The 22,562-nt window shown below is 73.2% G+C and carries 23 protein-coding genes; 7 read left to right on the top strand and 16 right to left on the bottom strand.

The features are described 5' to 3' along the window. Positions 1–14: 14 nt before the first annotated feature. Positions 15–1,271 carry a styrene monooxygenase/indole monooxygenase family protein gene (locus ABD371_RS02625; protein WP_344472228.1) on the top strand — a complete coding sequence of 419 codons (1,257 nt, stop codon included), beginning with the start codon at positions 15–17 and terminating at the stop codon, positions 1,269–1,271. Here the strand turns inward: ABD371_RS02625 and ABD371_RS02630 are convergent. From ABD371_RS02630 to ABD371_RS02640, 3 genes are all read right to left on the bottom strand, one after another. Next, positions 1,199–2,419, bottom strand: a complete 1,221-nt coding sequence (locus ABD371_RS02630; RefSeq protein ID WP_344472230.1) for a C40 family peptidase — start codon at positions 2,417–2,419, stop codon at positions 1,199–1,201. The two genes, ABD371_RS02625 and ABD371_RS02630, sit on opposite strands and share 73 nt — an antisense overlap. A 130-nt stretch (positions 2,420–2,549) precedes the next feature. Further along, on the bottom strand, positions 2,550–2,861 hold the full coding sequence (locus tag ABD371_RS02635) for a hypothetical protein (RefSeq protein WP_344472232.1): 312 nt from the start codon (positions 2,859–2,861) through the stop codon (positions 2,550–2,552). Positions 2,862–2,912: 51 nt separating this feature from the next. After that, positions 2,913–3,299, bottom strand: a complete 387-nt coding sequence (locus tag ABD371_RS02640; RefSeq protein WP_344472234.1) for a MerR family transcriptional regulator — start codon at positions 3,297–3,299, stop codon at positions 2,913–2,915. Positions 3,300–3,366: 67 nt separating this feature from the next. Here ABD371_RS02640 and ABD371_RS02645 point away from each other — a divergent pair, with 67 nt between their 5' ends. Together ABD371_RS02645 and ABD371_RS02650 are read left to right on the top strand one after the other, a co-directional pair. After that, positions 3,367–4,572 carry an MFS transporter gene (locus ABD371_RS02645; RefSeq protein WP_344472236.1) on the top strand — a complete coding sequence of 402 codons (1,206 nt, stop codon included), beginning with the start codon at positions 3,367–3,369 and terminating at the stop codon, positions 4,570–4,572. A 45-nt stretch (positions 4,573–4,617) separates the two neighbouring features. Next, the gene (locus ABD371_RS02650; protein ID WP_344472238.1) at positions 4,618–5,151 is read left to right on the top strand and encodes a DinB family protein; all 534 of its coding nucleotides are present in this window, start codon (positions 4,618–4,620) and stop codon (positions 5,149–5,151) included. 232 nt (positions 5,152–5,383) lie between these two features. On the opposite strand, the gene ABD371_RS02655 is transcribed toward ABD371_RS02650, so the two are convergent. Beyond that, positions 5,384–6,112 carry a TetR/AcrR family transcriptional regulator gene (locus ABD371_RS02655; protein WP_344472240.1) on the bottom strand — a complete coding sequence of 243 codons (729 nt, stop codon included), beginning with the start codon at positions 6,110–6,112 and terminating at the stop codon, positions 5,384–5,386. A 49-nt stretch (positions 6,113–6,161) separates the two neighbouring features. Further along, positions 6,162–7,097, bottom strand: coding sequence for an AurF N-oxygenase family protein (locus tag ABD371_RS02660; RefSeq protein WP_344472242.1), 936 nt, complete (start codon positions 7,095–7,097; stop codon positions 6,162–6,164). 226 nt (positions 7,098–7,323) lie between these two features. Here ABD371_RS02660 and ABD371_RS02665 point away from each other — a divergent pair, with 226 nt between their 5' ends. Together ABD371_RS02665 and ABD371_RS02670 are read left to right on the top strand one after the other, a co-directional pair. Further along, positions 7,324–8,220: an ADP-ribosylglycohydrolase family protein gene (locus ABD371_RS02665; protein ID WP_344472244.1), complete on the top strand. Its 897-nt coding sequence runs from the start codon at positions 7,324–7,326 to the stop codon at positions 8,218–8,220. 105 nt (positions 8,221–8,325) lie between these two features. Further along, on the top strand, positions 8,326–8,931 hold the full coding sequence (locus ABD371_RS02670; RefSeq protein WP_344472246.1) for a Uma2 family endonuclease: 606 nt from the start codon (positions 8,326–8,328) through the stop codon (positions 8,929–8,931). 3 nt (positions 8,932–8,934) lie between these two features. Here ABD371_RS02670 and ABD371_RS02675 read toward each other — a convergent pair whose 3' ends face one another. The 9 genes from ABD371_RS02675 to ligD form a co-directional block, all read right to left on the bottom strand. Next, the gene (locus ABD371_RS02675; protein WP_344472248.1) at positions 8,935–10,395 is read right to left on the bottom strand and encodes a penicillin-binding transpeptidase domain-containing protein; all 1,461 of its coding nucleotides are present in this window, start codon (positions 10,393–10,395) and stop codon (positions 8,935–8,937) included. Further along, a complete protein-coding gene (locus ABD371_RS02680) occupies positions 10,392–11,771 on the bottom strand; it encodes an FtsW/RodA/SpoVE family cell cycle protein (RefSeq protein WP_344472250.1) in 1,380 nt (459 codons plus the stop codon). The genes ABD371_RS02675 and ABD371_RS02680 overlap by 4 nt, the downstream gene beginning before the upstream one ends. 45 nt (positions 11,772–11,816) lie before the next feature. Continuing rightward, positions 11,817–13,043 carry a histidine kinase dimerization/phospho-acceptor domain-containing protein gene (locus ABD371_RS02685; RefSeq protein ID WP_344473170.1) on the bottom strand — a complete coding sequence of 409 codons (1,227 nt, stop codon included), beginning with the start codon at positions 13,041–13,043 and terminating at the stop codon, positions 11,817–11,819. A 92-nt stretch (positions 13,044–13,135) separates the two neighbouring features. Next, a complete protein-coding gene (locus ABD371_RS02690) occupies positions 13,136–13,900 on the bottom strand; it encodes a hypothetical protein (RefSeq protein WP_344472252.1) in 765 nt (254 codons plus the stop codon). 108 nt (positions 13,901–14,008) lie between these two features. Continuing rightward, the gene (locus ABD371_RS02695; protein ID WP_344472255.1) at positions 14,009–14,371 is read right to left on the bottom strand and encodes a zinc ribbon domain-containing protein; all 363 of its coding nucleotides are present in this window, start codon (positions 14,369–14,371) and stop codon (positions 14,009–14,011) included. Beyond that, complete coding sequence (locus ABD371_RS02700; protein ID WP_344472257.1) at positions 14,368–16,542, bottom strand: PBS lyase; 2,175 nt, start codon at positions 16,540–16,542, stop codon at positions 14,368–14,370. The genes ABD371_RS02695 and ABD371_RS02700 overlap by 4 nt, the downstream gene beginning before the upstream one ends. Before the next feature lie 243 nt (positions 16,543–16,785). Then, the gene (locus ABD371_RS02705; protein ID WP_344472259.1) at positions 16,786–17,517 is read right to left on the bottom strand and encodes a class I SAM-dependent methyltransferase; all 732 of its coding nucleotides are present in this window, start codon (positions 17,515–17,517) and stop codon (positions 16,786–16,788) included. A gap of 55 nt (positions 17,518–17,572) precedes the next feature. Further along, the gene (locus ABD371_RS02710) at positions 17,573–18,544 is read right to left on the bottom strand and encodes an ATP-dependent DNA ligase (protein ID WP_344472261.1); all 972 of its coding nucleotides are present in this window, start codon (positions 18,542–18,544) and stop codon (positions 17,573–17,575) included. Beyond that, on the bottom strand, positions 18,541–19,416 hold the full coding sequence (ligD, locus tag ABD371_RS02715; RefSeq protein WP_344472263.1) for a non-homologous end-joining DNA ligase: 876 nt from the start codon (positions 19,414–19,416) through the stop codon (positions 18,541–18,543). Before ligD ends, ABD371_RS02710 begins: the two co-directional genes overlap by 4 nt. A gap of 49 nt (positions 19,417–19,465) precedes the next feature. Between ligD and ku the strand changes: the two genes are divergently transcribed. Both ku and ABD371_RS02725 read left to right on the top strand, forming a co-directional pair. Next, positions 19,466–20,527, top strand: a complete 1,062-nt coding sequence (gene ku / locus ABD371_RS02720) for a non-homologous end joining protein Ku (RefSeq protein ID WP_344473173.1) — start codon at positions 19,466–19,468, stop codon at positions 20,525–20,527. 71 nt (positions 20,528–20,598) lie between these two features. Beyond that, the gene (locus tag ABD371_RS02725) at positions 20,599–21,039 is read left to right on the top strand and encodes a VOC family protein (RefSeq protein WP_344472264.1); all 441 of its coding nucleotides are present in this window, start codon (positions 20,599–20,601) and stop codon (positions 21,037–21,039) included. Positions 21,040–21,054: 15 nt separating this feature from the next. Here ABD371_RS02725 and ABD371_RS02730 read toward each other — a convergent pair whose 3' ends face one another. Together ABD371_RS02730 and ABD371_RS02735 are read right to left on the bottom strand one after the other, a co-directional pair. Further along, on the bottom strand, positions 21,055–21,366 hold the full coding sequence (locus ABD371_RS02730; RefSeq protein ID WP_344472265.1) for a hypothetical protein: 312 nt from the start codon (positions 21,364–21,366) through the stop codon (positions 21,055–21,057). A gap of 11 nt (positions 21,367–21,377) precedes the next feature. Continuing rightward, on the bottom strand, positions 21,378–22,418 hold the full coding sequence (locus ABD371_RS02735) for a VanZ family protein (protein WP_344472266.1): 1,041 nt from the start codon (positions 22,416–22,418) through the stop codon (positions 21,378–21,380). Between the last annotated feature and the right edge of the window lie 144 nt (positions 22,419–22,562).

Below are 22,562 nucleotides of genomic sequence, written 5' to 3' on the forward strand. Positions count from 1 at the left end.
GTGACTCCCCCCGGATGCGGAAGATACTGATTGTCGGAGCCGGTCAGTCCGGCCTCCAGCTCGCCCTCGGCCTCCAGTCCAAGGGCTACGAGGTCACCCTGATGTCCAACCGCACGGCCGAGGAGATCCGTACCGGCCGTGTGATGTCCACGCAGTGCATGTTCCACACCGCCCTCCAGCACGAGCGCGACCTCGGCATCAACTTCTGGGAGTCCCAGGCCCCGAGGATCGAGGGCCTCGGCGTCTCCGTCGCCGGACCGGAGTCCCAGCGGCTCGTCGACTGGGTCGGCAGGCTGGACGGCCACGCGCAATCCGTCGACCAGCGCGTGAAGATGGCCGGCTGGATGGAGGCCTTCGCCCAGCGCGGCGGACAGCTGGTCATCCACGGCGCGGCCGTCGGCGACCTGGACTACTTCTCCCGCGCCTACGACCTGGTCATGGTCTCGGCCGGCAAGGGCGAGCTGGTCTCGATGTTCGCCAGGGACGCCGCCCGCTCCCCGTACGACGCCCCGCAGCGCGCCCTCGCCGTCGCCTATGTGCACGGCATGGGACCGCGCCCCGAGCACCCCGAGTTCGACGCGGTCCGCTGCAATCTGGTCCCCGGCGTCGGCGAGCTGTTCGTCATGCCGACCTTCACCACCTCCGGCCGCGCCGACATCCTCTTCTGGGAGGGCATCCCCGGCGGACCGCTCGACGTCTTCCAGGGCGTCAAGGACCCGGCCGAGCACCTGAAGCTCACACTCGAACTGCTGGAACGTTTCCTCCCCTGGGAGTACGCGCGTGCCTCCAAGGTCGAGCTGACCGACTCGGGCGCCACCCTGGCCGGCCGCTACGCCCCCACCGTGCGCAAGCCGATCGGCCGGCTGCCCGGCGGCGGACTGGTCCTCGGCGTCGCCGACGTGGTCGTCGCCAACGACCCCATCACCGGCCAGGGCTCGAACTCCGCGTCCAAGTGCGCCGCCTCCTACCTCCGGGCGATCGTGGAGCACGGGGACAAGCCCTTCGACGGCGCGTGGATGCAGTCCGCGTTCGACCGCTACTGGGAGACCGCCCAGCACGTCACCAAGTGGACCAACACCATGCTCGCGCCCCCGCCCGAGCATGTGCTGAACCTCTTCGGCGCGGCCGGACAGCTCCAGCCGGTGGCGGACCGGGTCGCGAACGGCTTCAACAACCCGGCCGACTTCGAGAACTTCTTCTACGACCCCGCACTCGCCGGGGAGTACCTCGCCGAGGTCACCGCCTCGGCGGGCGCCTCCGCCGCCGAGTAGCCCGTGTCGTCCCCCGCCGCCGCGCCCTCGGGCAGCGGCGGCGGGACGTACGCGCCCTCGCCGAGCACCGCTCCGTCCGGATCCGGCCGCACCGCCCCCAGCACCGGGTTGGCGGCGACGGGGGAGACCTTCACGACCGCGCCCGGACGGGGGGCCTGGACCACCGTTCCCTCGCCCAGATAGATCGCCACATGGGTCGCCCCGGGGAAGTAGACCACCAGATCGCCGGGGCGCAGCTCGCCCAGCGGGACCCGGGTCAGCCGTGCCCACTGCTCCTGGCTGGTACGCGGGATCCGCAGGCCGGCCGCCGCCCACGCCTGGGAGGTCAGCCCGGAGCAGTCGTACGACCAGGGCCCCTCCGCGCCCCACACATACGGCTTCCCGATCTGCCCGACGGCGTACCGCACCGCCTTCGCGCCCCGCTCCGTCGGCCGCCGTCCGAAGGTGCCAGGGCCGCCCGCCGCCGTGATCCGGTCCCGTACCCCCGGCGAGGTCAGCCGGGCGATCTGGGCGGCCGTGAGGGAGGCGAGGGACTCCTCCACCGCCCTCAGCCGCAGTGTGGCGGTGTCCCGCGCCCGTTTCCGCGCCGAGGCGAGGTCCCGCTCCCGCGCGAGCGCGGCGCGCGCGTCCCGTTCGAGGCCGGCCGCGCGCTCGGCCCCCTTCTCCAGCCGGGCGGTGGTGGTGAGCCGGTGGGCGGCGGCCCGCTCCAGCAGATGGGCCTCCGCGAAGGCCTGGTCGGGGTGGCGGGCGAGGAGGGCCCTCAGCAGCGAGGACAGCTCGGAGTGCCCCTGGTACTGCTCCCGCGCCAGCCGGCCCGCCGCCGCCCGGCTCCGGCCGAGCTCTTCCCGCGCGCGGGAAAGCTCCCGCCCGAGCCGGGCGGTCCTGGCCCGCTGGGCCTTCAGCCGCCGCTCGGCACTCCCGTGGGCCGCGCCGGCCTCCTCGGCCTCGCGGTACAGCGTCTGGAGCCGGGTCAGCGCCTCCGGCACCGCCTCGGCCCCGGCGGCGTCCTGTTCGCCCGGCACCGGTACGGCGGCGTCCCCGGGGTGCCGGTGCGCCGCCGCCGCCCAGGGGGGAGCGGGGGCGGCCGGGACCGCCACGGCCGTCACCAGCGCCGCCGTGCACACCGTACGCAGCAGTCGGCCTGACACCACATCACCTCCGGTCGCCGGGCGGCCGGTCCGCCCCGCGCACCGATCGTGCGGGGCCGCCACCCGGGCCGCCCCGCCGGTGGCCGGATCGGCGCAACCGGGTCACCCGTCGGGTCGGAGTCCGCCCCGGCTACGGCGTGTCGGCTCGTGTGCCGCCGGTGCCGCCGCCGTCCCCGCCGCCCGGCTTCGACCACGGCCACTTCAGCTCGCGCCGCTCCCGGCCGTCGGGCGCGTAGACGTACTTCCACCCCCGCTGGAGGCCGAGCCGCTTGGTGTGGCCGAGGGGCTCCCGCCGGTAGGCGTGCGCGGTCGGCGGGCGGCCGTCGTCGTTCGGCACGGGGATCTCGTACCACTTCGGCGGGTGGCCGGTGGGTCCGACGAGCACGGGCAGTACGCGCCCGTCCAGCGGACCGCCGACAAAGGGGGTGTTCTCGCTTCTCACACCGGCCAGTCTCGCCCAGCCCCGGCCCCGGCCCGCCACCGGGCACGCGGATCAGCCGACGGGGTTGCCGACCGGACCGCCTTCGGGGCAGACCACGTCGAGGTACTCCGAGAGCGCGTCCCGGTTGCGGGTCAGACACTCGATGCGGCGGGTCATCCGGTCCCGCTCCCGCTCCAGGGTCCCGATCATCTCCGGTGTCGCGTCCGGGAAGTGGATGATCCGGGGCTTGTCCAGACAGGGCAGGATCTGTTTGATGATCCGGGTGGGCAGCCCCGCGTCCAGCAGCCCCCTGATCTGGAGCACCCGGTCGACGGAGGGCTCGTCGTAGTGGCGGTAGCCGTTCGCCGCCCGGGTGGCGAGGATCAGCCCCTGTTCCTCGTAGTAGCGCAGCAGCCGGCGTGGGGTTCCGGTGCGTTCGGACAGCTCTCCGATGCGCATGTGACCGCCCTCGCGTCTCGTCGTCGCTTGACCTTCACATCAGTGTCAGCGTTCGAGCATACGCGGCATGACCGCGAACACGGCTCGAACCGCCGTTCCCAGCCCCGCCGCCGAGGACGGGAAGCTCCCGCTCGGAGCGCTGACCGCACTCACCACCGCCGCCTTCCTCACCGTACTGACCGAGGCGCTGCCCGCCGGGCTGCTCCCCGGGATGAGCGCCGGACTCGGCGTGGGGGAGTCCGCCGCCGGACAGGCGGTGACCGTCTACGCGATCGGCTCCGCCGCCGCCGCGATCCCGCTCTCCGTCGCCACCGCCCGCCTGCCGCGCAAACGCCTGCTGCTGACCGGGATGGCCGGCTTCGCCGTCGCCAACACCGTCACGGCGTTCTCCGCGCACTACCCGCTGACCATGGCCGCCCGCTTCCTCGCCGGGGTCGCGGCGGGCCTGGTCTGGGCCCTGCTCGCCGGGTACGCCCGCCGGATCGCCCCCGTCCCGCTCCGGGGCAGGGCCGTCGCGGTGGTCATGGCGGGCATACCCGCCGCCCTCTCGCTCGGCGTGCCCGCCGGGACCTTCCTCGGCGAACGGGCCGGCTGGCGGGCCGCCTTCTGGGCGGTGACCGTACTCGCCGTCATCCTCATCGGCTGGATCGCCGCCCTCGTCCCCGACCGCCCGGGACAGGCGAGCGGCGACCGGATCCCCGTCCGGAGCGCCCTCGCCGTACCCGGCGTCGTCCCGGTCCTCTTCATCACCCTGGCCACGGTCCTCGCCCACACCGTCCTCTACACCTACATCGCCGCCTTCCTCGCCCGGCTCGGCATGGGCGACTCCATCGACCTCGTCCTCCTGGCCTTCGGCCTCGCCTCCCTGACCGCCATCTGGATCGTCGGCGTCCACATCAACCGCCGACTCCGCGCCCTCACCCTCGCCGCCGTCGCCCTCTTCGCCACCGCCACCACCGTCCTCGCGGTCACCTCCGGCACCCCCGCCCTCGTCTACCCCGCCGTGATCCTCTGGGGCCTCGGCTTCGGCGGAATCCCCGCCCTCCTCCAAACCGCCGTCGCCGAAGCGGCCGGCCCCGCCGCCGACACCGCCCAGGCCATGCTCGTCACCCTCTGGAACATCGCCATGGCCGCCGGCGGCGCCATCGGCGCCCTCCTCCTGACCGCCGCCGGTCCCTCCTCCCTCCCCTGGGCCGTGCTCGCCCTCCTGATCCCCTCCCTCATCGTGGTGACCGCCGCCCGCAGCCACGGCTTCCCGGCGCGCCGCCCCTGATCAACTCCCCTTCGCCGCCACAGCCCTTGTGGCAGGCTGGAACCCATGCCCACACTTCCCGACGGACGCGTCTTCCCGCCCCCGCACGCCGACGAACGCGCCATGCTCGAAGCCTGGCTGGACTTCCAGCGCGAGACCCTGGCCCTCAAATGCGCCGGCCTCACCGAGGCCCAGCTCCGGACCCCGGCCGCCGAGCCCTCCACGATGACCCTGCTCGGGCTGCTCCAGCATCTGGCCGCCGTCGAGCGTCAGTGGTTCCAGCGCGTGTTCGCCGCACTCGACGTCCCCGAGCTGTACGGGGGGCGCGCGGCCGGCGGCGGATTCGCCCTCGATCCGGAGCGGGGGTACGAGGAGGTCCTGGCCGTCTGGCGTGCGGAGACGGCCCGCAGCCGCGAGCTGAGCGCCGCCGCCGGGTCGCTGGACGAGACCGGCGCGATCGACGGGCGGGTGGTGGATCTCAGCGGCTCCACGACGGTCTCCCTCCGCTGGATCCTCGTCCATCTGAACCAGGAGTACGCCCGGCACAACGGGCACGCGGATCTGCTGAGGGAGCGCATCGACGGGGCCGTCGGCTTCTGACCGGGAGGGCCCTGGCGGGGCCCGCCGGGTCGAGGCGGGCGCACCGGGGCGGACCCGGCGCGGGCCGGACGCCCCCTGGGCCTGGCGGCCCGGGTGGGGGTGCTCCCCCTGGGCTTCGCCCGGGAGGTGCCCCCATCCTCCGCCTTGCGATCGGGGGGTACCTCCCTGGCCGAAGGCCCAGGGGGAGCACCAGGCCCCGCTCCCTGATCCAGCCAGATCCGTAAGAAACGACCTAGGACAGGCTCGCCGCCCCGCGCAGTGTCGCCCCCACCCGGCGGGCCAGCCGGGCCGCGCGGCCGTCGCCGGGTTCGAGGGCGAGGAGTCCGCGTACGGCGGCGGCGGTCTGGGGGTCGGTGGTCGCGGAGGCGGCGAGGAGGGCGATCAGATGGTCGATGAGCCAGTCGCGCAGCTCCTCGGCGGGCGGCTGTTTGTTCTCGTCCAGCCAGATCAGGGAGGCCGCCTCGACCGCCGCGATCCAGGTGCGGACGAGCATGCGCAGCCGGGGGCCCGGGCGGGCGGCGGCGAGGTGGACCAGGATCTGGTCGGCGGCGGTGCGCCGGACCTCGTCCACGATCGCGGTCGTACGGGAGGTCTCGGCGACGCTGCCGCCGCGCAGCAGTGCGCTGAAGCCGGTGTCGCGCGCGTCGACGAAGGCGAGATACCGGTCGAGGAGCCGCGCCAGCCGTTCTGTCGGCGGTCCGGAGGGCGGCTCGGTCAGACAGCGCCGCAGCTCGTCCGCGGCGGAGCGCAGGGCCGTCTCGTACAACTGCTGTTTCCCGCCGGGGAAGTAGCGGTAGACCAGCGGCCGTGACACCCCCGCCGCCTCCGCGACGTCGTCGAGGGAGACCTCCTCCGGCGGCTGGTGCGCGAACAGCCTGAGCGCGGCGGTGAGCAGCTGCCCCCGGCGTTCCTCGACGCTCAGCCGTCGGTACGCACGGGTGGTGGTCACGGGTGTCGTCATGGCGGAAAGCCTAGGCCTTGGATATGACATCGAACGCCGTCGCCCCTGCTCACGCCAGCAGTCCCGAGCTTCTCCACAGCCGGCGGCCGGCCCCGCCCAACACCCCTGTGTCGTCGAGGAAGTCGGTCAGCCGGCGCGCCCCCGAACGCATCACCTCGCGGCGGTGTCCGCTCGCCCGCACCTGGGCGACGGCCTCGTGCCGGTCGAGGCCCACGTCCGTGTACACCCGGGGACTGACGAAGCAGACCGAGAAGACCCGCGCCGCCTCGCCGCAGCTGATCCGGGTCAACTCCCTTTCCCAGCGCGGCGCGGTCGCCATCTGGCGGCGCAACTCCTCGCGGGCGTAGCGCACATGGCGGGCCTCCTCGATCACATGGATCCGGGTGATGCCCCGGATCAGCGGCTGGACCCGCTCGTCGGGGAAGGTCAGCCGCTGCATCCAGTCGAGGATCTCCTCGCCGAGCAGGGTGGCGGCGAAGGAGCCGGGGGTGGTGGAGAAGGTCTTCAGGACGCGGGCGATGCCGTGGTAGCGCCGGGGGACGGGGTACGCGGGTGTGCCGAGGCGCTCGATCATGCGGGCGAACATCATGGAGTGCCGGCACTCGTCCGCGATCTCGGTGAGCGCGTAGCGGACGTGCCGGCTGGTCAGAGGCTTGTCATAGATGTGCCGGACCAGCAGCTGGATGAGGATGATCTCGAACCAGATGCCGAGCGAGGTCAGCGCGGCGGCCTCGTGCCGGGCCAGGTCCTGGCGCTGTTCCTCGGGCATCCGCCGCCACAGCGGGGTGTCGTGGAGGGAGACCAGCTCCGGCGGAAGGAACCATTTGCCGTCCTCGAAGGGCGCGTCCCAGTCGAGTTCCCGGTCCGGGTCGAAGGAGTGCTTGGCGGAGGCCTCCAGCAGCCGCCGGGCGACCGATTCGCGGTCGCGGAGCGGGCCGAGTGCGTCGTGTCGGAGGCGTGGGTCGCGTGCGCCGGCGGTTGTCATACGGGCGGCCCCTCGTGGGCGTTGGCCGGACGCCGCATCGGGTCCGGCCTCGTCGTCCGGGGTGCGGGCGCGTCCCCGGCACCCCTTATGAGACTCGCTGTCAGCAAGCCCGTCAACACCCGGCGGGAAAACGCCCGGAGACCGTCCGCGACCGGGCCGGAATCGGCCCGGTTCCCGGCCGGGGAGACGGATGTACGGCGCGTACCCGCTCCGGCAGCATGGCGTCATGACCTCGACCGTTACCCAGGCCAACCGTGAAGCCGCCCGCCGCAGCCTCCAGGGGCTCGCCCTCGGCGACGCCTTCGGGGAGCGCTGGTTCCCGCTCCTCCGGGACCCCGCCCGCGCGCTCGACGAGATCAGGGCCCGCCGTACCCCCGAGGAGCCCGACTGGCGCTGGACCGACGACACCGCCCTCGCACTGGCGGTCCATCAGACGCTCTCGCGCTGCGGCGAGATCGACCAGGACCGGCTGGCGGACGCCTTCGCCCGCACCTACGAGGACGATCCGGCGCGCGGCTACGGCCGGGGGATGCGGCTGCTGCTGCCCCGGCTGCTGGCGGAGCCCGGGAGCTGGCGGACGCTCGCGCCCCGGCTCTTCGACGGCGGCAGCTTCGGCAACGGCGCGGCGATGCGGGTCGCCCCGCTCGGCGCCTGGTTCTCCGCCGACCTGGACCGCGCCGCCGCGCAGGCCGAACTCTCGGCCCGGGTCACCCACGCCCACCCCGAGGGCGTCGCGGGCGCGGTCGCGGTCGCCGTGGCCGCAGCGCTCTCGGCCCGCCACGCCCTCTCCGTCGACGCGGTCGCCGACCGCACTCCCCTCGGCACCGTCCACGACGGCCTCCGCCGCGCCGCCGCCCTCCCCCTCACCACCCCGCCCCACCGGGCCGCCGCCCTCCTCGGCAACGGCCGCCACACCCGCGCCGACGACACCGTCCCCTTCGCCGTCTGGACCGCCGCCCGCCACCCCCACGACCTCGAAGCCGCCCTCTGGTCCACCGCCGAGGCCCTCGGCGACACCGACACCACCTGCGCCATCACCGGCGGCATCGTCTCCTCCGCCACCGGCGTCGACTCCGTCCCCCCGGCCTGGCTGGCCCGCCGCGAGGCACTCCCCGAGTGGTGAGGGCGTCAATGTGTGCGAGTCTCGCTCACCCGTATGGGCGGCTTTATGGCATCTCTCCTGGGTACGCTGGCACTGCCGGGCAGACTCCGTCGCATGGGAGCAATCATGAGCGCCGCACGCGAGTACGTGCACCACGAGCACGTCGAGTGGCTGCGGCCGCCGGCCGGCGGCTGGACAGCGGACGACCTCGACAAGCTTCCGAATCTTCCTCCGCACACGGAGCTGATCGACGGGAGCCTCATCCTCATGAGTCCGCAGACCTTCTTCCACATGGCCGTACTGCGCCTGTTGGAGAACGCCATGCTGGCCCAAGTGCCGGAGGGATTCGCCGTCATTCGGGAGATGACCACCAAACTGACCGCACGAGACCGCCCGGAGCCCGATCTGATGGTGGTGTCGGAGGACGCGCTCACGGGCCCGGGACAGACGTGGTACGAACCGGAGAGCGTTCTTCTCGCCGTCGAGATCGTCTCCGCCGACTCCATCGACCGCGACCGCGAGGTCAAGCCCCACAAGTACGCCCGCGCGGGCATCCCGCACTTCTGGCGCGTGGAGGAGAGCGACGGCCTTCCCGTCGTGCACGTCTACGAACTCGACCCGGCCGCCAGGTCGTACAGCTTCATGGGGATTCACCACAAGCAGCTCAAGCTTGAACGTCCGTTCCCCCTGGACGTCGATCTGTCCACGCTGAGCCCCCGTCCCACCCCGTAACCCTCACCTCCGCAGCCCCGCCTCCATCACCGCCCGCGCGATCGGGGCCGCGCTGCCGCCGCCGCTGATGTGGCCGCGGACGGCTTCGGCGTCCTCGACGACGACGGCGACGGCGACGGCGGGTTGGACGGAGCCGTGTCTCTGGGCCCAGGAGATGAACCAGGCGTAGGGGGTGCCGGAGTTGCCGAGGCCGTGCTGGGCGGTGCCGGTCTTGCCGCCGACGGTGGCGCCGGGGATGGCGGCGGGGGAGCCGGTGCCCTGCTCGACGGCGGAGATCATGAGGCGTTGGAGCCGGTGGGCGGTGGAGGGGGTCATGGCCTGCCGGTAGGAGCGCTGGTGGGCCTGGGTGACGGTGCGGGCGCCGCTGCCGGAGGTCACGCGGTCCACGAGGTGGGGGTGTTTGAGGGTGCCGCCGTTGGCGACGGCGGCCGAGACCATGGCCATCTGGAGCGGGGTGGCGGTGGTGTTGAACTGGCCGATGGAGGAGAGCGCGAGCTGGTCCACCGACATATGGGTGTCGAAGTTCGAGGGGACGACGGCCGAGGGGATCCTCAGGGTGTGGTCGTTGAAGCCGAACCGGCGGACCGCGGCGAGCATTCCGGGCCCTCCGACGCGTACGCCCAGCTCGGCCATGACGGTGTTGCAGGACCACTGGAGGGCGTACGCGAGTGAGGCGTCGCCGCAGCCGGCCGCCGCGTCGGGGAGGGTGGTGCGGGTGCCGGGGAGGAGATACGGGTCGGGGGTGCCGGTGGGGGCCTCGGGGTCGGTGACCACGCCCGCGTCGAGCGCGGCGGCGGCGGTCACGATCTTGAAGGCGGAGCCGGGCGGATAGGTCTGCCGGATCGCCCGGTTCAGCATCGGCTGGGTGGGCAGGGCGTTGAGCCGCGCCCACTCCTCGCGTACCGCCCGCCCGGTGCCGGAGAGGGCGCCGGGGTCGTACGAGGGGCTGCTGACCAGCGCGAGAATCCGGCCGGTGGAGGGTTCGACGGCGGCCACCGCGCCGCGTTTGCCGCCGAGCCCCGCGTACGCGGCCTTCTGCATCGCCGGTTCGAGGGTGGTGACGACCCGCCCGCCCGCGGGCCGGCCCCGGCTGAGGTCGTTCCAGAGCGGGAACGGGGAGAGCAGCGGGTCCGTGCCCGAGAGCAGCGGGTCCTCGGCGCTCTCCACCAGGGTGGTGCCGTACGTCTGCGAGGAGAACCCGGTCACCGGCGCGTACAGCGGACCGTCGGTGTAGGTGCGTTCGAAGCGCAGCTGCTGGCCGCTGTCCCGGGAGCCGGTGACCGGCCGGCCGCCGACCAGGATGTCGCCGCGCGGCTCGGCGTAACGGGCGATCACCGAGCGCCGGTTGGCCGGGTTGCGGTCCAGTGAATCGGCCTCGATGAGCTGCACCCGGGCCGCGTTGACCAGCAGCGCGGCCAGCAGGACCAGACAGAGCGCGGCGGCCCGCCGGGCGTGGCGGATCACCGGCGCTCTCCCGCCGCGAGGACCAGGGGGCCGGTCGTCCCGGGCAGCGGTCTGCGGGCCGAGTCGCTGACCCGGATCAGCAGCGCCACGATGATCCAGTTGGTGACGACGGAGGAGCCGCCCTGGGCGAGGAAGGGCATCGCCATGCCGGTCAGCGGGATCAGCCCGGTCACCCCGCCGGTGATCACGAAGACCTGGAGCGCGACGATGGAGGCGAGCCCGACGGCGAGCAGCCGCCCGAAGGGGTCGCGCAGACAGAGCCCGCACTTGTAGCCGCGGGCCACCAGCAGCGCGTACAGCAGCAGGATCCCGCTCAGCCCCGCGAGTCCCAGCTCCTCGCCCGCGGTGGCGAGGACGAAGTCCGACTTTGCGGCGAAGCCGATCAGTGTGGAGTGGCCGAGCCCGAGTCCGGTGCCGAGCATCCCGCCCGCGCCGAACGCGAACAGCGACTGGGCGACCTGGCTGGGGCCCTCGCCCGCCTCGATGGAGGCGAAGGGGTTCAGCCAGTCCTCGACCCGCCCGTGCACATGCGGCTCCAGCGTGCCGACGGCGAAGGCCCCGGCGGCGGCGAGGGTGAGCCCCACCGCGATCCAGCCGGTCCGGCCGGTGGCGACGTAGAGCATCACCACGAAGAGCCCGAAGAAGAGCAGCGAGGTGCCCAGGTCCCGCTCCAGCACCAGGACGCCCACGCTGATCAGCCAGATGGCGGCGATGGGTCCCAGCACCCGGCCGGTCGGCAGCTGGAGCCGCCAGAAGCGGCGGCCCGCGAGGGCCAGGGTGTGATGGTTGGCGGCGAGATACGCGGCGAAGAAGACGGCCAGCAGGATTTTGGCGAACTCGCCGGGCTGGAAGGAGAGTCCGCCGACCCGGATCCAGATCCGCGCGCCGTTCACGGCGGGGAAGAAGATCGGCACGGTCATCAGCACCAGCGCGGCGGCGACCGAGAGATAGGCGTACCGCTGGAGCACCCGGTGGTCGCGGAGGACCGCGACGACGGCGATGAACAGCGCGATGCCGAGCGTGGACCAGATCAGCTGGGCGGGGGCGGCGACCGACTGAGGGGTCTCCAGATCGAGCCGGAAGATCAGCACCAGCCCGAGGCCGTTGAGCAGCAGCGCGATGGGCAGCAGCAGCGGATCGGCGAAGGGGGCGCACAGGCGTACGGCGAGATGCGCCAGGAGCGCGAGCGCGGCCAGCCCCGCGCCGTGGCGCGGCATGTCCGGGGGCACGGCGTGATCGCGGGTGACGCCGACGATCGTGTAGCCGAGGACGGTGATGAGGACGGCGCCGAGCAGGAGGGAGAGTTCGACGCCGCGCCGCTTGGGCAGGCGGGGGGCGGGCGGGGGAGCGTCCGCGGCCCTCGTCGTTGCGGTCATGCTGCGCAACGTAGCAAGACCGCATGCTTATGTCCCCGATGTTCCCTATGTGCCTTGCGGTATGCCGTGTGTCATGCCGTGCGCCGGCTGTGCCGGACACGCGTGGGCCAGCTTCACCCGGGCCACCGCCCCGCCCTCCGCCGCGTTCAGGAACCGCAGCTCCGCGCCGATCACCGCCGCCTGCCCCACCGCGATCGTCAGCCCCAGACCGTGCCCCTTGCCGCTGCCGCCCTCGGTGCGGAACCGCGCCGGACCGTGCTCCAGCAGATACGCCGGATAGCCCGGCCCCCGGTCCTCGACCGTCACCACCGGACCGTCCACGGTCAGCACCACCGGACCCCGCCCGTGCCGGTGCGCGTTGACGACCAGATTCCCCAGCACCCGCTCCAGCCGCCGCCGGTCCGTCTCCACGGCGGTGTCCCGCACCACCCGCACCTCGGTCTCCGTGCCCGAGGCCCGCACCACCCGCTCGGCCAGCCGCCCCAGCTCGTACACGTCCAGATCGACCCTCTCCCGGCCCGCGTCCAGCCGGGAGATCTCCAGCAGATCCTCGGTCAGCGAGCGCATCGTCCGCACCCGGTCCCGCACCAGCTCCGCGGGCCGCCCCTCCGGCAGCAGCTCGGCGGCGGCCGACAGACCGGTCAGCGGGGTACGCAGCTCGTGCGCCACGTCCGCGGTGAAACGCTGCTCGCTCAGCAGCTTGTTCTGGAGCGAGGACGCCATCGTGTCCAGCGCCCCGGACACCGTCGCCACCTCGTCCTGCGGCCTGCGGGGATCCGCGGTCCGGGGATCGTTCACCCGGGCGTCCAGATCGCCCGCGCTGATCCGCCGCGCCACCTGCGCCGTCAGATGCAGCCGGCGGGTCACCCGGGTCACCGCGAACGCGCCCACCAGCAGCGTCGCCCCGATCGCCAGCACCGAGGAGCCCACGATCGCGTGGTCGAGACCGGTGATCGTCCGCGCGCTCAGCGTGTAGTCGATCCGCACGGACAGCGCCCGCCCGTCGGCCGGGCCCGCCGCCCACATGGTCGGACGGTCCTGATGGGTGCTCACCATCGTGCCGTGCTCCCCGCGCAGCGCCAGCTCGCGCAGCGCGTCGGGCAGCCCCGGCGGATTCACCCCCGCGTACGGGGGCAGCGGCTCGCCCGCCTCGTACGCCTCGGTGACCTCGGCCAGCTTGCCGAGGGCCTTCTCCCGGGCCCGGTCCACCGTCTGGGTCGTCACCGCCGCGTGCACCAGGGCCCCCAGCAGCGCGGCGAGGGCGCAGCACATCACCGTGATGAAGAGCGCGGCCTTCCAGGTGAGCGTCGCCGTCCAGTGGGGCAGCGGGAGCCGGGGGCGGCCGGCGCGGCGGGCGGTCCGCCTCACCGCTGGTCCGCCGGGGGTCCGGAGGCGTCGGAGGGCTTCGGGGCCGGGGGGCGCTCGGCGGAGCGCGGCTTCACCCGGACGATCTCGTCACTCGTCTGGAGCATCGCCTGGTGCCGGCCGTCCCAGGACCAGACCGTGCGGTACTCGTACCCGGGGATCCCGGCCGAGACCGAGCGCAGAATGATGTCCCGGCCCGCCAGCCGCACGCTCACCAGCTGGTCGGAGGTGGCCATGATCCGTGTGAGCCGGCCCTTCGCGTCGGGCATGTAGCAGCGGACCGCCGTCTGCTGCTCCGGCATGGTGATCCCGATGATCAGCTCCTCGCGGCCGTCGCCGGTCAGATCGCGGTGGTGCGGCACGAGTACCGGGCACGACCCCGGCTTCTCCCCGGCCTTCCGCCCCGGCCTCCTCCCGCAGTCGCGGAGCTTGGCCGAGGTCTCCTGGTAGATCCCGTCGATGCCGCGCCTGCCGTCGGGGCCGACGGTCTCCTCGGCCCGCAGCACCGCGACCGGATTCAGCCCGCGCACCCCGCCCGGGGGCACCCTCACCCCCCGGACCAGCGCGGTGTCCGCCTCGCCGTAGTCGTACGGCGGCGCGGTGACCGGCGGCAGCCCGGGCCACAGCCGTACGGGACCGGTGGCCGTCTCCGTCGGACCGGCGCTCTTCAACCCGCCCGCGTCGCCGCAGCCCGCCAGCGCGGCGACGGCGGCCGTCACCGCGAGCAGCGCGGCGTACGGAGGTCGGGGCGGGCGGGCGCGCAAGGCTCTCCTCGTCGGGTGGACGGCCGGTCGGTCCGTCCACCATATGCGCAGGGAGATTTCGGAAACGTTGCGCACCGCCCGGCAGCCCGTGGGCCGGGCCCCGGCGCGTCAACGCTGGTACGGATTGCCCCCCTGCGGACCCTGCGGCCCCTGGCCCTGCCCCTGGCCCTGCGCGCCGCCGGCGTAGCCCTGCGCCCCCGGGGCCGAGGGGCCGAAACCGGAGAGCCCGGGCCCGGCCGCGCTCTGCGCCAGCAGCCGGTCCGCCTCCTCCTGGCTCGCCTTCCGCTCCGCGCCGCAGAACGTGCACTGCGTCGCGAACTTCGTGGAGACGGGGAACAGCGGCACGAAGAACAGCGTGAACTTGGTGATCCGCTTCCGCAGCGTGTGCGCGGCCGGGTTGCCGCAGAAGCCGCACACGAAGGTGAGTATCGCCAGCTGGTGGATGTACCCCTTGGTACCGAAAATGATCATGCGCCCGGTCTCTCCCTCGTCAGCGCCCGCCGGCACAGGGCCAGCAGCCTCTCGTCCCTCACGATGTCATGGCTGCCGTATCCCCCGTCCACGGCGTTGTGACGCCTCGCCCGGGACAGCTCGGCGCTCAGCACCCGCTCCGCGCCCTCGGCGCACTCCGCGACCGGCGGGCCCGCGGTCCACGCCCGCTCCGCCAGCCGCTCGGCTATCGGCACCCTGGTGAACGGCATCGCGCCCCACGAGGTCCGCAGCAGCCGCCAGGCGGGCTCCGGATAGCCGGTCACCCGCCACAGCGCCAGCGCCCCGTCCACCCGGGTCCAGGGATCGGAGGCCCGCAGCAGCAGCCGCAGCTCGGGGAAGGCCGGATTGGCGGTGAGACCCATCGACCCCAGCGTGCAGGCGGCCGAGCGGCGCGTCCCGGCGTCCGTCGAGGCCAGCGCCGCGCGCAGCGTCGGCAGCACGGCGTCCGCGTCGCCCTCCACCGCCCATAACGCCGCCGCGACCTTCACCTCGAACCCCCCGGGCAGCTGGTCCGCGCGGCCGAGCAGCGCCCGCAGATCGGGCACCGCCTCCCCGGCGGCCGGGCCGAAGGCGGCGAGCGCCCGCAGCACCAGCTCCTCCACCCACTCCCTGCGGTACTCGGGCGCGCCGCGCAGTATCCGCAGCACCTCCGGCAGCGCGTCGACCGCCCGCAGCGCCGTGAGCCCGTACAGCAGCGGCCCCGCGACGTCGTAGAGCCGGTGGTCCAGCCGGGTCTCGGCCAGCCGGCCGCGCAGCGCCGGGGCGAGCGGGGCCGCCGCCGGGCCCAGATGGTCCAGCACATAGCCGAGATCCTGCGGGGCCTCCGGCAGCTCCAGCATCCGCCCCAGCACCGGCACCACCCGAGCGTCACCGGCGCGGGCGAGCGCCGCCACCGCGTTGCCGAGCATCCGGGGGCCGCTCGCCCACTCCTGCACCCAGTGCGCGGGCTCGGCGCTCACGAACTCCGCGAGCGCGTCCGTGGCGGGCGCGGCCAGCTTGAACAGCTCCCCGAGCGCGGTGGCGGCGGCGTTCGCCAGCCGGGGCTCCGCCGCGTCGAGCTGCTCCCCGATCAGGCCGATCAGCTCGCCGTACTCGCCGCGCCAGGAGCGCAGCAGCCCGCTGCTCATCCGGATGGCGTCGATCCGCTGGGCGGGGTCGGGGCTGCGCAGCTGTCCGGCGAGGAGGGCCGTGCGGTCGGCGACGCGGTCGCCGAGGCCGGAGTGCAGGGTACGGAGGAGATCGCCGGTCCACGGCGCGTGCGGCCCGTCCTCCCCGCCCCCGCCGGTCTCCCCGCGAGCGGGGACGGTCTCCGCCCTGGCCTCCCGCAGCAGGCCCATGACGCCCGGCACCACATCGGCGGGCAGCGCGTGGGGCGCGCACCGGGCGAGCTGGGCGAGTGCGGAGAGCCGGAGCCCGGCGTCGTACGAACCCCGGGCGTCCCAGGCTCCCGGGGTGCCCGGGGGCACGCCTTCACCCGCGGCCGGTCCGGAAGCCGAACCGGCGGCCGGGCCGGGGGTGTGGCCGGGAGTCGGCTCGTAGGGCAGATGGGCCAGTTCGATCAGCCACTCGACCACATCGGGGGCCAGCCGGCCGTGCCGCAGCGCTATCCGCCCGGCCGCCTCCACACAGGCGAACCGCACCTCGGGGTCCTGTTCGATCTTCAGCCGCTCGCGCAACAGGCCGAGCACCAGCTCCGGTTCGCCGTGCAGGGCGGCGAGCGCCAGCGGGGCGGTGAGCCGCACCCCCCGGTCGTCCGAGTCGACGAGCGCGAGGAAGACATCGGCCCCCGCCGTCACCGCCGAAGAGGCCATGGCGTAATTCGCCGCGTACTCGAACTCCTCGTCATCCGGGTCGAGTTCTTCGTCTCCGTCCAGATCGATCCCGCCGATGCTGGTCAGCAGCTCGACAATGCCACCGCGATCCTGGATCGCCGGATCCGCCGCCAATTCGAGCAGGAACGGTATACAGGCCAATGTCGCGTCATACACATCGCCCTGATGATGAACCGCGCCGTACATACCGTCGAGCGCGGCCTCGCGCTCCGCCGGATCGGCGGACGCCAGGCCCCTCAGCAGGCCCGGCACATCATCCGCCGGTCCATAGGCATGCTCCAGCGCGGCCCAGTCGACCTCGTCGATTCCCCCGAACACGCCGCCCCCTCCCAAGAGCCGTGCGAAACTCTTCCGCGCTCGGAACCACCTGTCGGAACCGAGTGCTTGGGGAGAGTGTGCACCACTCCCAGGACATCGAGGGGATATTGCCCAGAAGGCCCCCGGCCTGATTTCATGGTCGATAGCGTCTGTCGCCGGACCGGGGCATCGCGCGTATGGGCAGCACGCTATGCCGTGAATAAGTCCGTACCAACAAATGCCGGTCCCGGTGGGACCGGCACCTCAGCCGGCGCTTCGCAGACGGTATTCCTGAAGGGTGGCTTCCGCGGTGTCCCGGACGGAGACCGCGGTGAGACCGGCGGTCGCGGCGAGGGACTCGAAGCCCTCGCGGCTGTGCCAGTGGATCGTCCAGGGGCGGTCGACGACAGTGCTTCCGCCGCCGTGGTGCCGCTCGTAGCGCAACAGCGTCGTCTGGGTGCGCGCGGACTCGTCCCGCTCCTCGGACACCACCGACACCCGCAGTTCGGCGCCGTCGTCGGCGGTGGCGGTGCGCACCCGGCCGAACTGCTCGGCGGGGGTGGGCGAGGGGACGAACAGGGGCACGAGGGCGGTGCCGCCCTCGGCGAGATGGCTCCGGACGCCCCGGAGGGCGGCCAGCGCGGTGGCGTCGTCGGGGAGGAGATTGAAGGTCGGCCCGGCGAGGAAGACCGCGCGGTAGCGGCGCGGCAGGTCGAGCGCCTCCATCCGCTGATGGTGGACGGTGACGTCCAGGCCCTCCTGCCGCGCCCGGCGACGACATCGGTCGAGCATGTCCGCCGAGGAGTCGACGCCCTCGACATCCAGTCCCAGCCGGCGCAGACCGAGCAGGGGATCGCCGTCCCCGCACCCGAGTTCGAGCGCCGGAGCGCCCGCCTCCTGGACGAACGCCGCGTAGGGGGCCGGGTCCTGGGAGACCGCTTTCAGCGGTCCGTACAGGTCGGCGACGATACCGGTGTAGAAGTCAGCTGGGTCCACGGCCCGCACTTTACGCTTCAACCAGCTGGCCGTCGCCGCCATTTTCGGCCCCGAATCAGGGGCCGTCGTCCGTCTCCGCGTCGTCCGCGTCGAGGTCCTGCGGCAGCCGCAGCCGCACCACCGAGGTCGTGCCGTGCCGGGTGGTGCGCTGTTCGACCTCGGCCATCAGCCCCGGCTCCACCGGCAGATAGGCGACAGCGCCGATCCCGACGGCCATCGCCCGGGGCGGCTCGCCCGGCACCGCCGCGAGCGGGGGCAGGGCCGCCGCGGCCTGCGGTCGCAGCGCCGGGGTCAGCGGAGCCGTCACCACCGGGGCGTCGTCGTCCGGCACGGTCACCACCAGGGCCGCCGGGCGCTCCGGCGGGCCGGTGAAGCCGACGACCGCCGCGTCGCGCACGGCGGTGTGCCGCAGCTTCCGCCAGGCACGGGCCCCGCCCAGGTGGGTCTGGTACGTCTGGTCCAGCCGTTTGATCACCAGCCCCTCGACGCCGATCGCGGGCAGCGAGGCGTACCAGTTCGCCGCCTCCTCCGGGTCCAGGGTCATCGGCACCGCCTGGAGCGGCGGCCCCAGCGGGGCCAGCAGCGCCACCAGCCGCCGCCGTCTCGCCTCGTACGACAGGCCCCGGAGATCCTCGCCGCCCTCCGCGAGCAGATCGAAGGCGGCGTACGAGGCGGGCAGCCGGCGCGCCAGCGCGGGCGCGCGCCCCGGGGTCGCGGTGGCGCGCCGCTGGACGGCGGCGAAATCCGTACGCCCGCCGGTCCAGACGACCACCTCGCCGTCGAGCACCGAGCCCTCCGGCAGCGCCCGCCCCGCCTCCGCAAGATCCGGGAACGCGCCGGTGACGATCCGCCCGGAGCGCGCCTGGAGGACCGTCTCCCCGTCCACCCGGAAGATCAGCATCCGATGGCCGTCGAATTTCGGCTCGTACGCGAGGTTCGCGCCGCGCGGCAGCACGCTGACCGCCTCCGCGCGGGCCACCCGCAGCGGCGGCCGGAGCGGCGAGTCGGGGCGGGTGGCCGGATTCATGGCAGCGGCCGGGCCCGGCCGGGGTCGGCCAGCGGGGCGAAGAGATCGCCGTACCGCTCCAGCCGGGGGGCGAGATCGGCGAGCGAGCAGCTGAGATTCCGGCGGTCCGCCACTTCTTCCCAGGTCAGCGGAGTGGAGACGGTCGGCTCGGCACGGGCCCGCAGGGTGTAGGGCGCGGCCGTGGTCTTCGCGGCGGCGTTCTGGCTGTGGTCGACGAAGACCTTCCCGGGCCGCAGGGCGCGCGCCATCCGGTGCAGCATCAGCCGGGGCAGCGCGGCCTCCCCCTCGACGGCGAGGGCCTTCGCGTACGCGGACACCTCCCGGGAGCCGGTCGGTGTGATCGGCACCATCAGATGCAGCCCCTTGGAGCCCGAGGTCTTCACCCAGGCCTCGAGCCCGTCCGCCGCCAGCCGCTCCCGCAGCCACAGGGCGGCGGCGCAGCAGTCGGCGGCGGTGGCGGGCGGGCCGGGGTCGAGATCGAGGACCAGCCGGTCGGCGACGGCGGGCTCCCCGGCCCGCCACTGCGGGGTGTGGAACTCCACCACCAGGTTCGCCGCCCACATCAGCGACGGGAGATCGTCCACCACGATCTGGCGCGCGCCCGGGTCCTCCGAGCGGGGCACGGGGGTGGTCCGTACCCACGATGGCGTACCGGGCGGCGGATTCTTGGTGAAGAACAGCTGGCCCCCGGGCCCGTCCGGATACCGCAGGAAGGAGACCGGCCGGTCGCGGAGGTGGGGGAGCAGGGCATCGGCGGTGAGGGCGTAGTAGTGCAGCATCTCGCCCTTGGTGGTGCCGGTCGCGGGGTGGATGACCTTGTCGAGATTGCTGAGCGCCAGCCGCCGCCCGGCCACCTCGGTGATCGGCGTCATACGATGAGAATCCCACGAATAAGGATTTTTCGGAGGAGAGGGATCAATGGTGCGATCCATTTGGAACGGCGCTATCTCCTTCGGCCTGGTCAGCATCCCGATCAAGCTGGTCAACGCCACCGAGAACCACTCCGTCGCCTTCCGCCAGATCCACACCGCCGACGGCGGCCGGATCCGCTACCGCAAGGTCTGCGAGCTGGAGGAGAAGGAGATCCCGTCGGCCGAGATCGGCAAGGGGTACGAGGACGTGGACGGGTCGATCATCCCGATCACCGACGAGGACCTGGCGGCGCTGCCCCTGCCGACGGCCAAGACGATCGAGATCGTCGCCTTCGTCCCCGCCGCCTCCATCGACCCCCTCCAGATGGACGCCGCCTACTATCTCTCCGCCAACGGCGTCCCCGCCGCCAAGCCCTACACCCTGCTCCGCGAGGCCCTCAAGCGCAGCCAGAAGGTCGCCCTCGCCAAATTCGCCCTCCGGGGCCGGGAGCGCCTGGGCATGCTCCGTGTGGTGGACGACGTGATCGCCATGCACGGCCTCCTCTGGCCCGACGAGATCCGCCGCCCCGAGGGCATCGCCCCCGAGTCCGAGGTGACCGTCCGCGACGCGGAACTCGATCTCGCGGACGCCCTGATGGACACCCTCGGCGAAGTCGACATGTCCTCCCTCCACGACGACTACCGCGAGGCCGTCGAATCCATGATCGCCGCCAAGGCCGACGGCGGCGCGGCCCTTCCCGCCACGGCCGGCGAGGAGCCCGGCGGCGGGCAGGTCATCGACCTCATGGCCGCGCTGGAGAACAGTGTGCGGGCCGCCCGGCAGTCGCGCGGGGGCGACGGGGAGCGGGTCGCGGAGGTGACGCCGCTCAAGGGCCGGGGGAGCGCCTCCGGCGGGGGAGCGGGGGCGAAGAAGACGATCACCGCGAGGAAGGCCGCGGCCAGGAAGGCCGCGCCGAAGAAGTCGACCGCTGCGAAGAGCGCGGAGCGGAAACCCACGGCCACGAAGACCACGTCGACGGCGAAGAAGACCGCCAAGACCGCCAAAACCGCCAAGACTGACAAGACCGCCAAGAAGGCGGCCAAGAAGACCTCCGGCCGCCACGCCTCCTAGCCACCGGCCCGCTCCGGCTCCGGAGGCGGCTCCGGAGGCGGCGGTTCGCCCCGGTCCTTATGGTCGGAGGCATGGCTGTTGAGCGCATGGACAATGTCGGCATCGTCGTGGACGACCTGGACGCGGCCGTCGCCTTCTTCGCCGAGCTGGGCATGGAGCTGGAGGGCACGGCACGGATCGAAGGCCCCTGGGCGGACCGCACCGTCGGCCTCGACGGCATCCTGAGCGACATCGCGATGATGCGGACCCCGGACGGCCGCGGCAGACTCGAACTGGCCGAGTACCACAGCCCCGCGGCCACCCGCCCCGAGCCCGCGGCCCCGCCCCCCAACACGCTGGGCCTGCACCGCGTCATGTTCGCCGTCGACGACATCGACGACACCCTCGCCCGTCTCCGTACCCACGGTGCCGAACTCCTCGGCGAGGTGGCGCGCTACGAGAACGCCTACCGCCTCTGCTATCTCCGGGGCCCCGCGGGCATCGTCCTCGCCCTCGCCGAACAGATCGGCTAGGCCGTAAGAAACGGCCTAGTCGTCGACGACGAACCGCTCGACCCCGGTGTCGGTGAGCGAGTCCAGCGAGTCCAGCTGCTCGGCGGCGAAGAGCAGCTCCCCGTACTCCGCCCGGAGAACCGGGAGCCGGTAGTACTCGATCACCCGTCCGATCTCGTCCATGGCCATCTCGGTCTCGTCGTTCTCCGTCAGTTCCATGACCGACGACAGCGCCCTCACCGGCAACAGACGGTCCGCGAGGCGGCGCGCCATGCGCGACGCGACAGAGCGGATGATCGCTCCGGCCGGATCCAGGGGGCGCTTACCGGGGGGCTGCGGGGGGCTCATACGCGGAAATCCTACTCGCCGGCACGGCGTGTGATCAGGTCGCTGATGTGCCCTTCGGAGTCGACGAGGACATCCAGACGGGTCGGCGCCGGCAGGTCTCCGTCCCGGTGCCGCCAGCTGACCAGCCAGCCGGGGGACGATTCCTCGCCGAGGCGCTCGACGTCCACGACCGATCGCCTCAGCCCCCAGGGGGCGAACCGCTTGGCATAGGCGAGGGCGACGCGCTCCGCCTCCTTCTCCGTTCTGACGGGTCCACTGGTGCCGGGTACGGGGAAGGCGTGCCCTTCCTCGACACGCCGGGGGATCAGGTTGACCGTGAAATGCTCAAGGTCGGGCCATGACAACTCGGCCGCTCCGGCGCTGAAATGCGCGGTGACCGTTCCGGTGCCGCCCTCCCAGTGGGTGAAGTCGACGCCCGTGATCGGGTAGTGGTCTCCGAAGGCCCGGTCCAGGGCATCGGAGACGGCGGCCTTCTGCGCGGGGCTCGCCGAGGCGAGGGTCATCGTCCGGTCCCAGACGGTGGCGTTCATCCATGCCGCCCACGATGCGCCCATGAGGGCGAAGGTCACCCCGCAGGCGACCAGCGCGTAGCGCGGCGTCGGGGCACAGGGGCTTCTGCGCATCCTGTTGACCGCGGCCCCCAGGCCCACCCCGCAGATCGCGCCGAAGGCGTTCGCGACGAGATCGCTGGGGTCGCAGCCGTCGCTGAGGGGCGAGGCCAGTACCTGGATGGTCTCGATCGAGACGGGCAGCACCAGGGCGAGACACGCCATGAGGGCGACCCGGCGGGTGGCCAGGACGCCCAGGAATCCGAAGGGGACGAACATTCCCGCGCTGAGTCTGCCCTCCAGGTGCCGGAAGGGCTCCAGCACCTCTCTGTCGACGACACACCGCAGATCGGTCGCGCCGCCCGTGGTCCAGAGCGTCAGCGAGAGGATCGCGGTGGTGCAGGCCACCCACAGGGCCGTGACCACCGGACGATCGCCCCGGGCGCGGGCGGCCCGGTGGGCGAGGCCTCCGGCGAGGAGGGTGAGCACGAGGGCGAGGGCCACGAATGCTCCGTGGCCTCGAAACACAGCGGTCAGCATGGCGAAGGTGTTCTCACAGAAGAGGGAAGGTCCGTTGCCGCACAGAGCGACGGCCCACCGGAGAAGTCTCCGGTGGGCCGCCCTCGTTCGCCGGATCGCCCGGCGCTC

This window comes from Streptomyces amakusaensis, assembly GCF_039532665.1.
GTDB lineage: Bacteria > Actinomycetota > Actinomycetes > Streptomycetales > Streptomycetaceae > Streptomyces > Streptomyces amakusaensis.

Excerpts from the sequence above, each read along its gene's own strand:
- ABD371_RS02625 (WP_344472228.1), top strand. The coding sequence starts at position 15 with ATGCGGAAGATACTGATTGTCGGAGCCGGTCAGTCCGGCCTCCAGCTC.
- ABD371_RS02655 (WP_344472240.1), bottom strand. The coding sequence starts at position 6,112 with ATGACGACACCCGTGACCACCACCCGTGCGTACCGACGGCTGAGCGTC.
- ABD371_RS02730 (WP_344472265.1), bottom strand. The coding sequence starts at position 21,366 with ATGAGCCCCCCGCAGCCCCCCGGTAAGCGCCCCCTGGATCCGGCCGGA.
- ABD371_RS02645 (WP_344472236.1), top strand. The coding sequence starts at position 3,367 with ATGACCGCGAACACGGCTCGAACCGCCGTTCCCAGCCCCGCCGCCGAG.
- ABD371_RS02710 (WP_344472261.1), bottom strand. The coding sequence starts at position 18,544 with ATGAATCCGGCCACCCGCCCCGACTCGCCGCTCCGGCCGCCGCTGCGG.
- ABD371_RS02650 (WP_344472238.1), top strand. The coding sequence starts at position 4,618 with ATGCCCACACTTCCCGACGGACGCGTCTTCCCGCCCCCGCACGCCGAC.
- ABD371_RS02640 (WP_344472234.1), bottom strand. The coding sequence starts at position 3,299 with ATGCGCATCGGAGAGCTGTCCGAACGCACCGGAACCCCACGCCGGCTG.
- ABD371_RS02660 (WP_344472242.1), bottom strand. The coding sequence starts at position 7,097 with ATGACAACCGCCGGCGCACGCGACCCACGCCTCCGACACGACGCACTC.
- ABD371_RS02685 (WP_344473170.1), bottom strand. The coding sequence starts at position 13,043 with ATGTGCTGCGCCCTCGCCGCGCTGCTGGGGGCCCTGGTGCACGCGGCG.
- ligD (WP_344472263.1), bottom strand. The coding sequence starts at position 19,416 with ATGACGCCGATCACCGAGGTGGCCGGGCGGCGGCTGGCGCTCAGCAAT.
- ABD371_RS02665 (WP_344472244.1), top strand. The coding sequence starts at position 7,324 with ATGACCTCGACCGTTACCCAGGCCAACCGTGAAGCCGCCCGCCGCAGC.
- ABD371_RS02680 (WP_344472250.1), bottom strand. The coding sequence starts at position 11,771 with ATGACCGCAACGACGAGGGCCGCGGACGCTCCCCCGCCCGCCCCCCGC.
- ABD371_RS02670 (WP_344472246.1), top strand. The coding sequence starts at position 8,326 with ATGAGCGCCGCACGCGAGTACGTGCACCACGAGCACGTCGAGTGGCTG.
- ABD371_RS02725 (WP_344472264.1), top strand. The coding sequence starts at position 20,599 with ATGGCTGTTGAGCGCATGGACAATGTCGGCATCGTCGTGGACGACCTG.
- ABD371_RS02695 (WP_344472255.1), bottom strand. The coding sequence starts at position 14,371 with ATGATCATTTTCGGTACCAAGGGGTACATCCACCAGCTGGCGATACTC.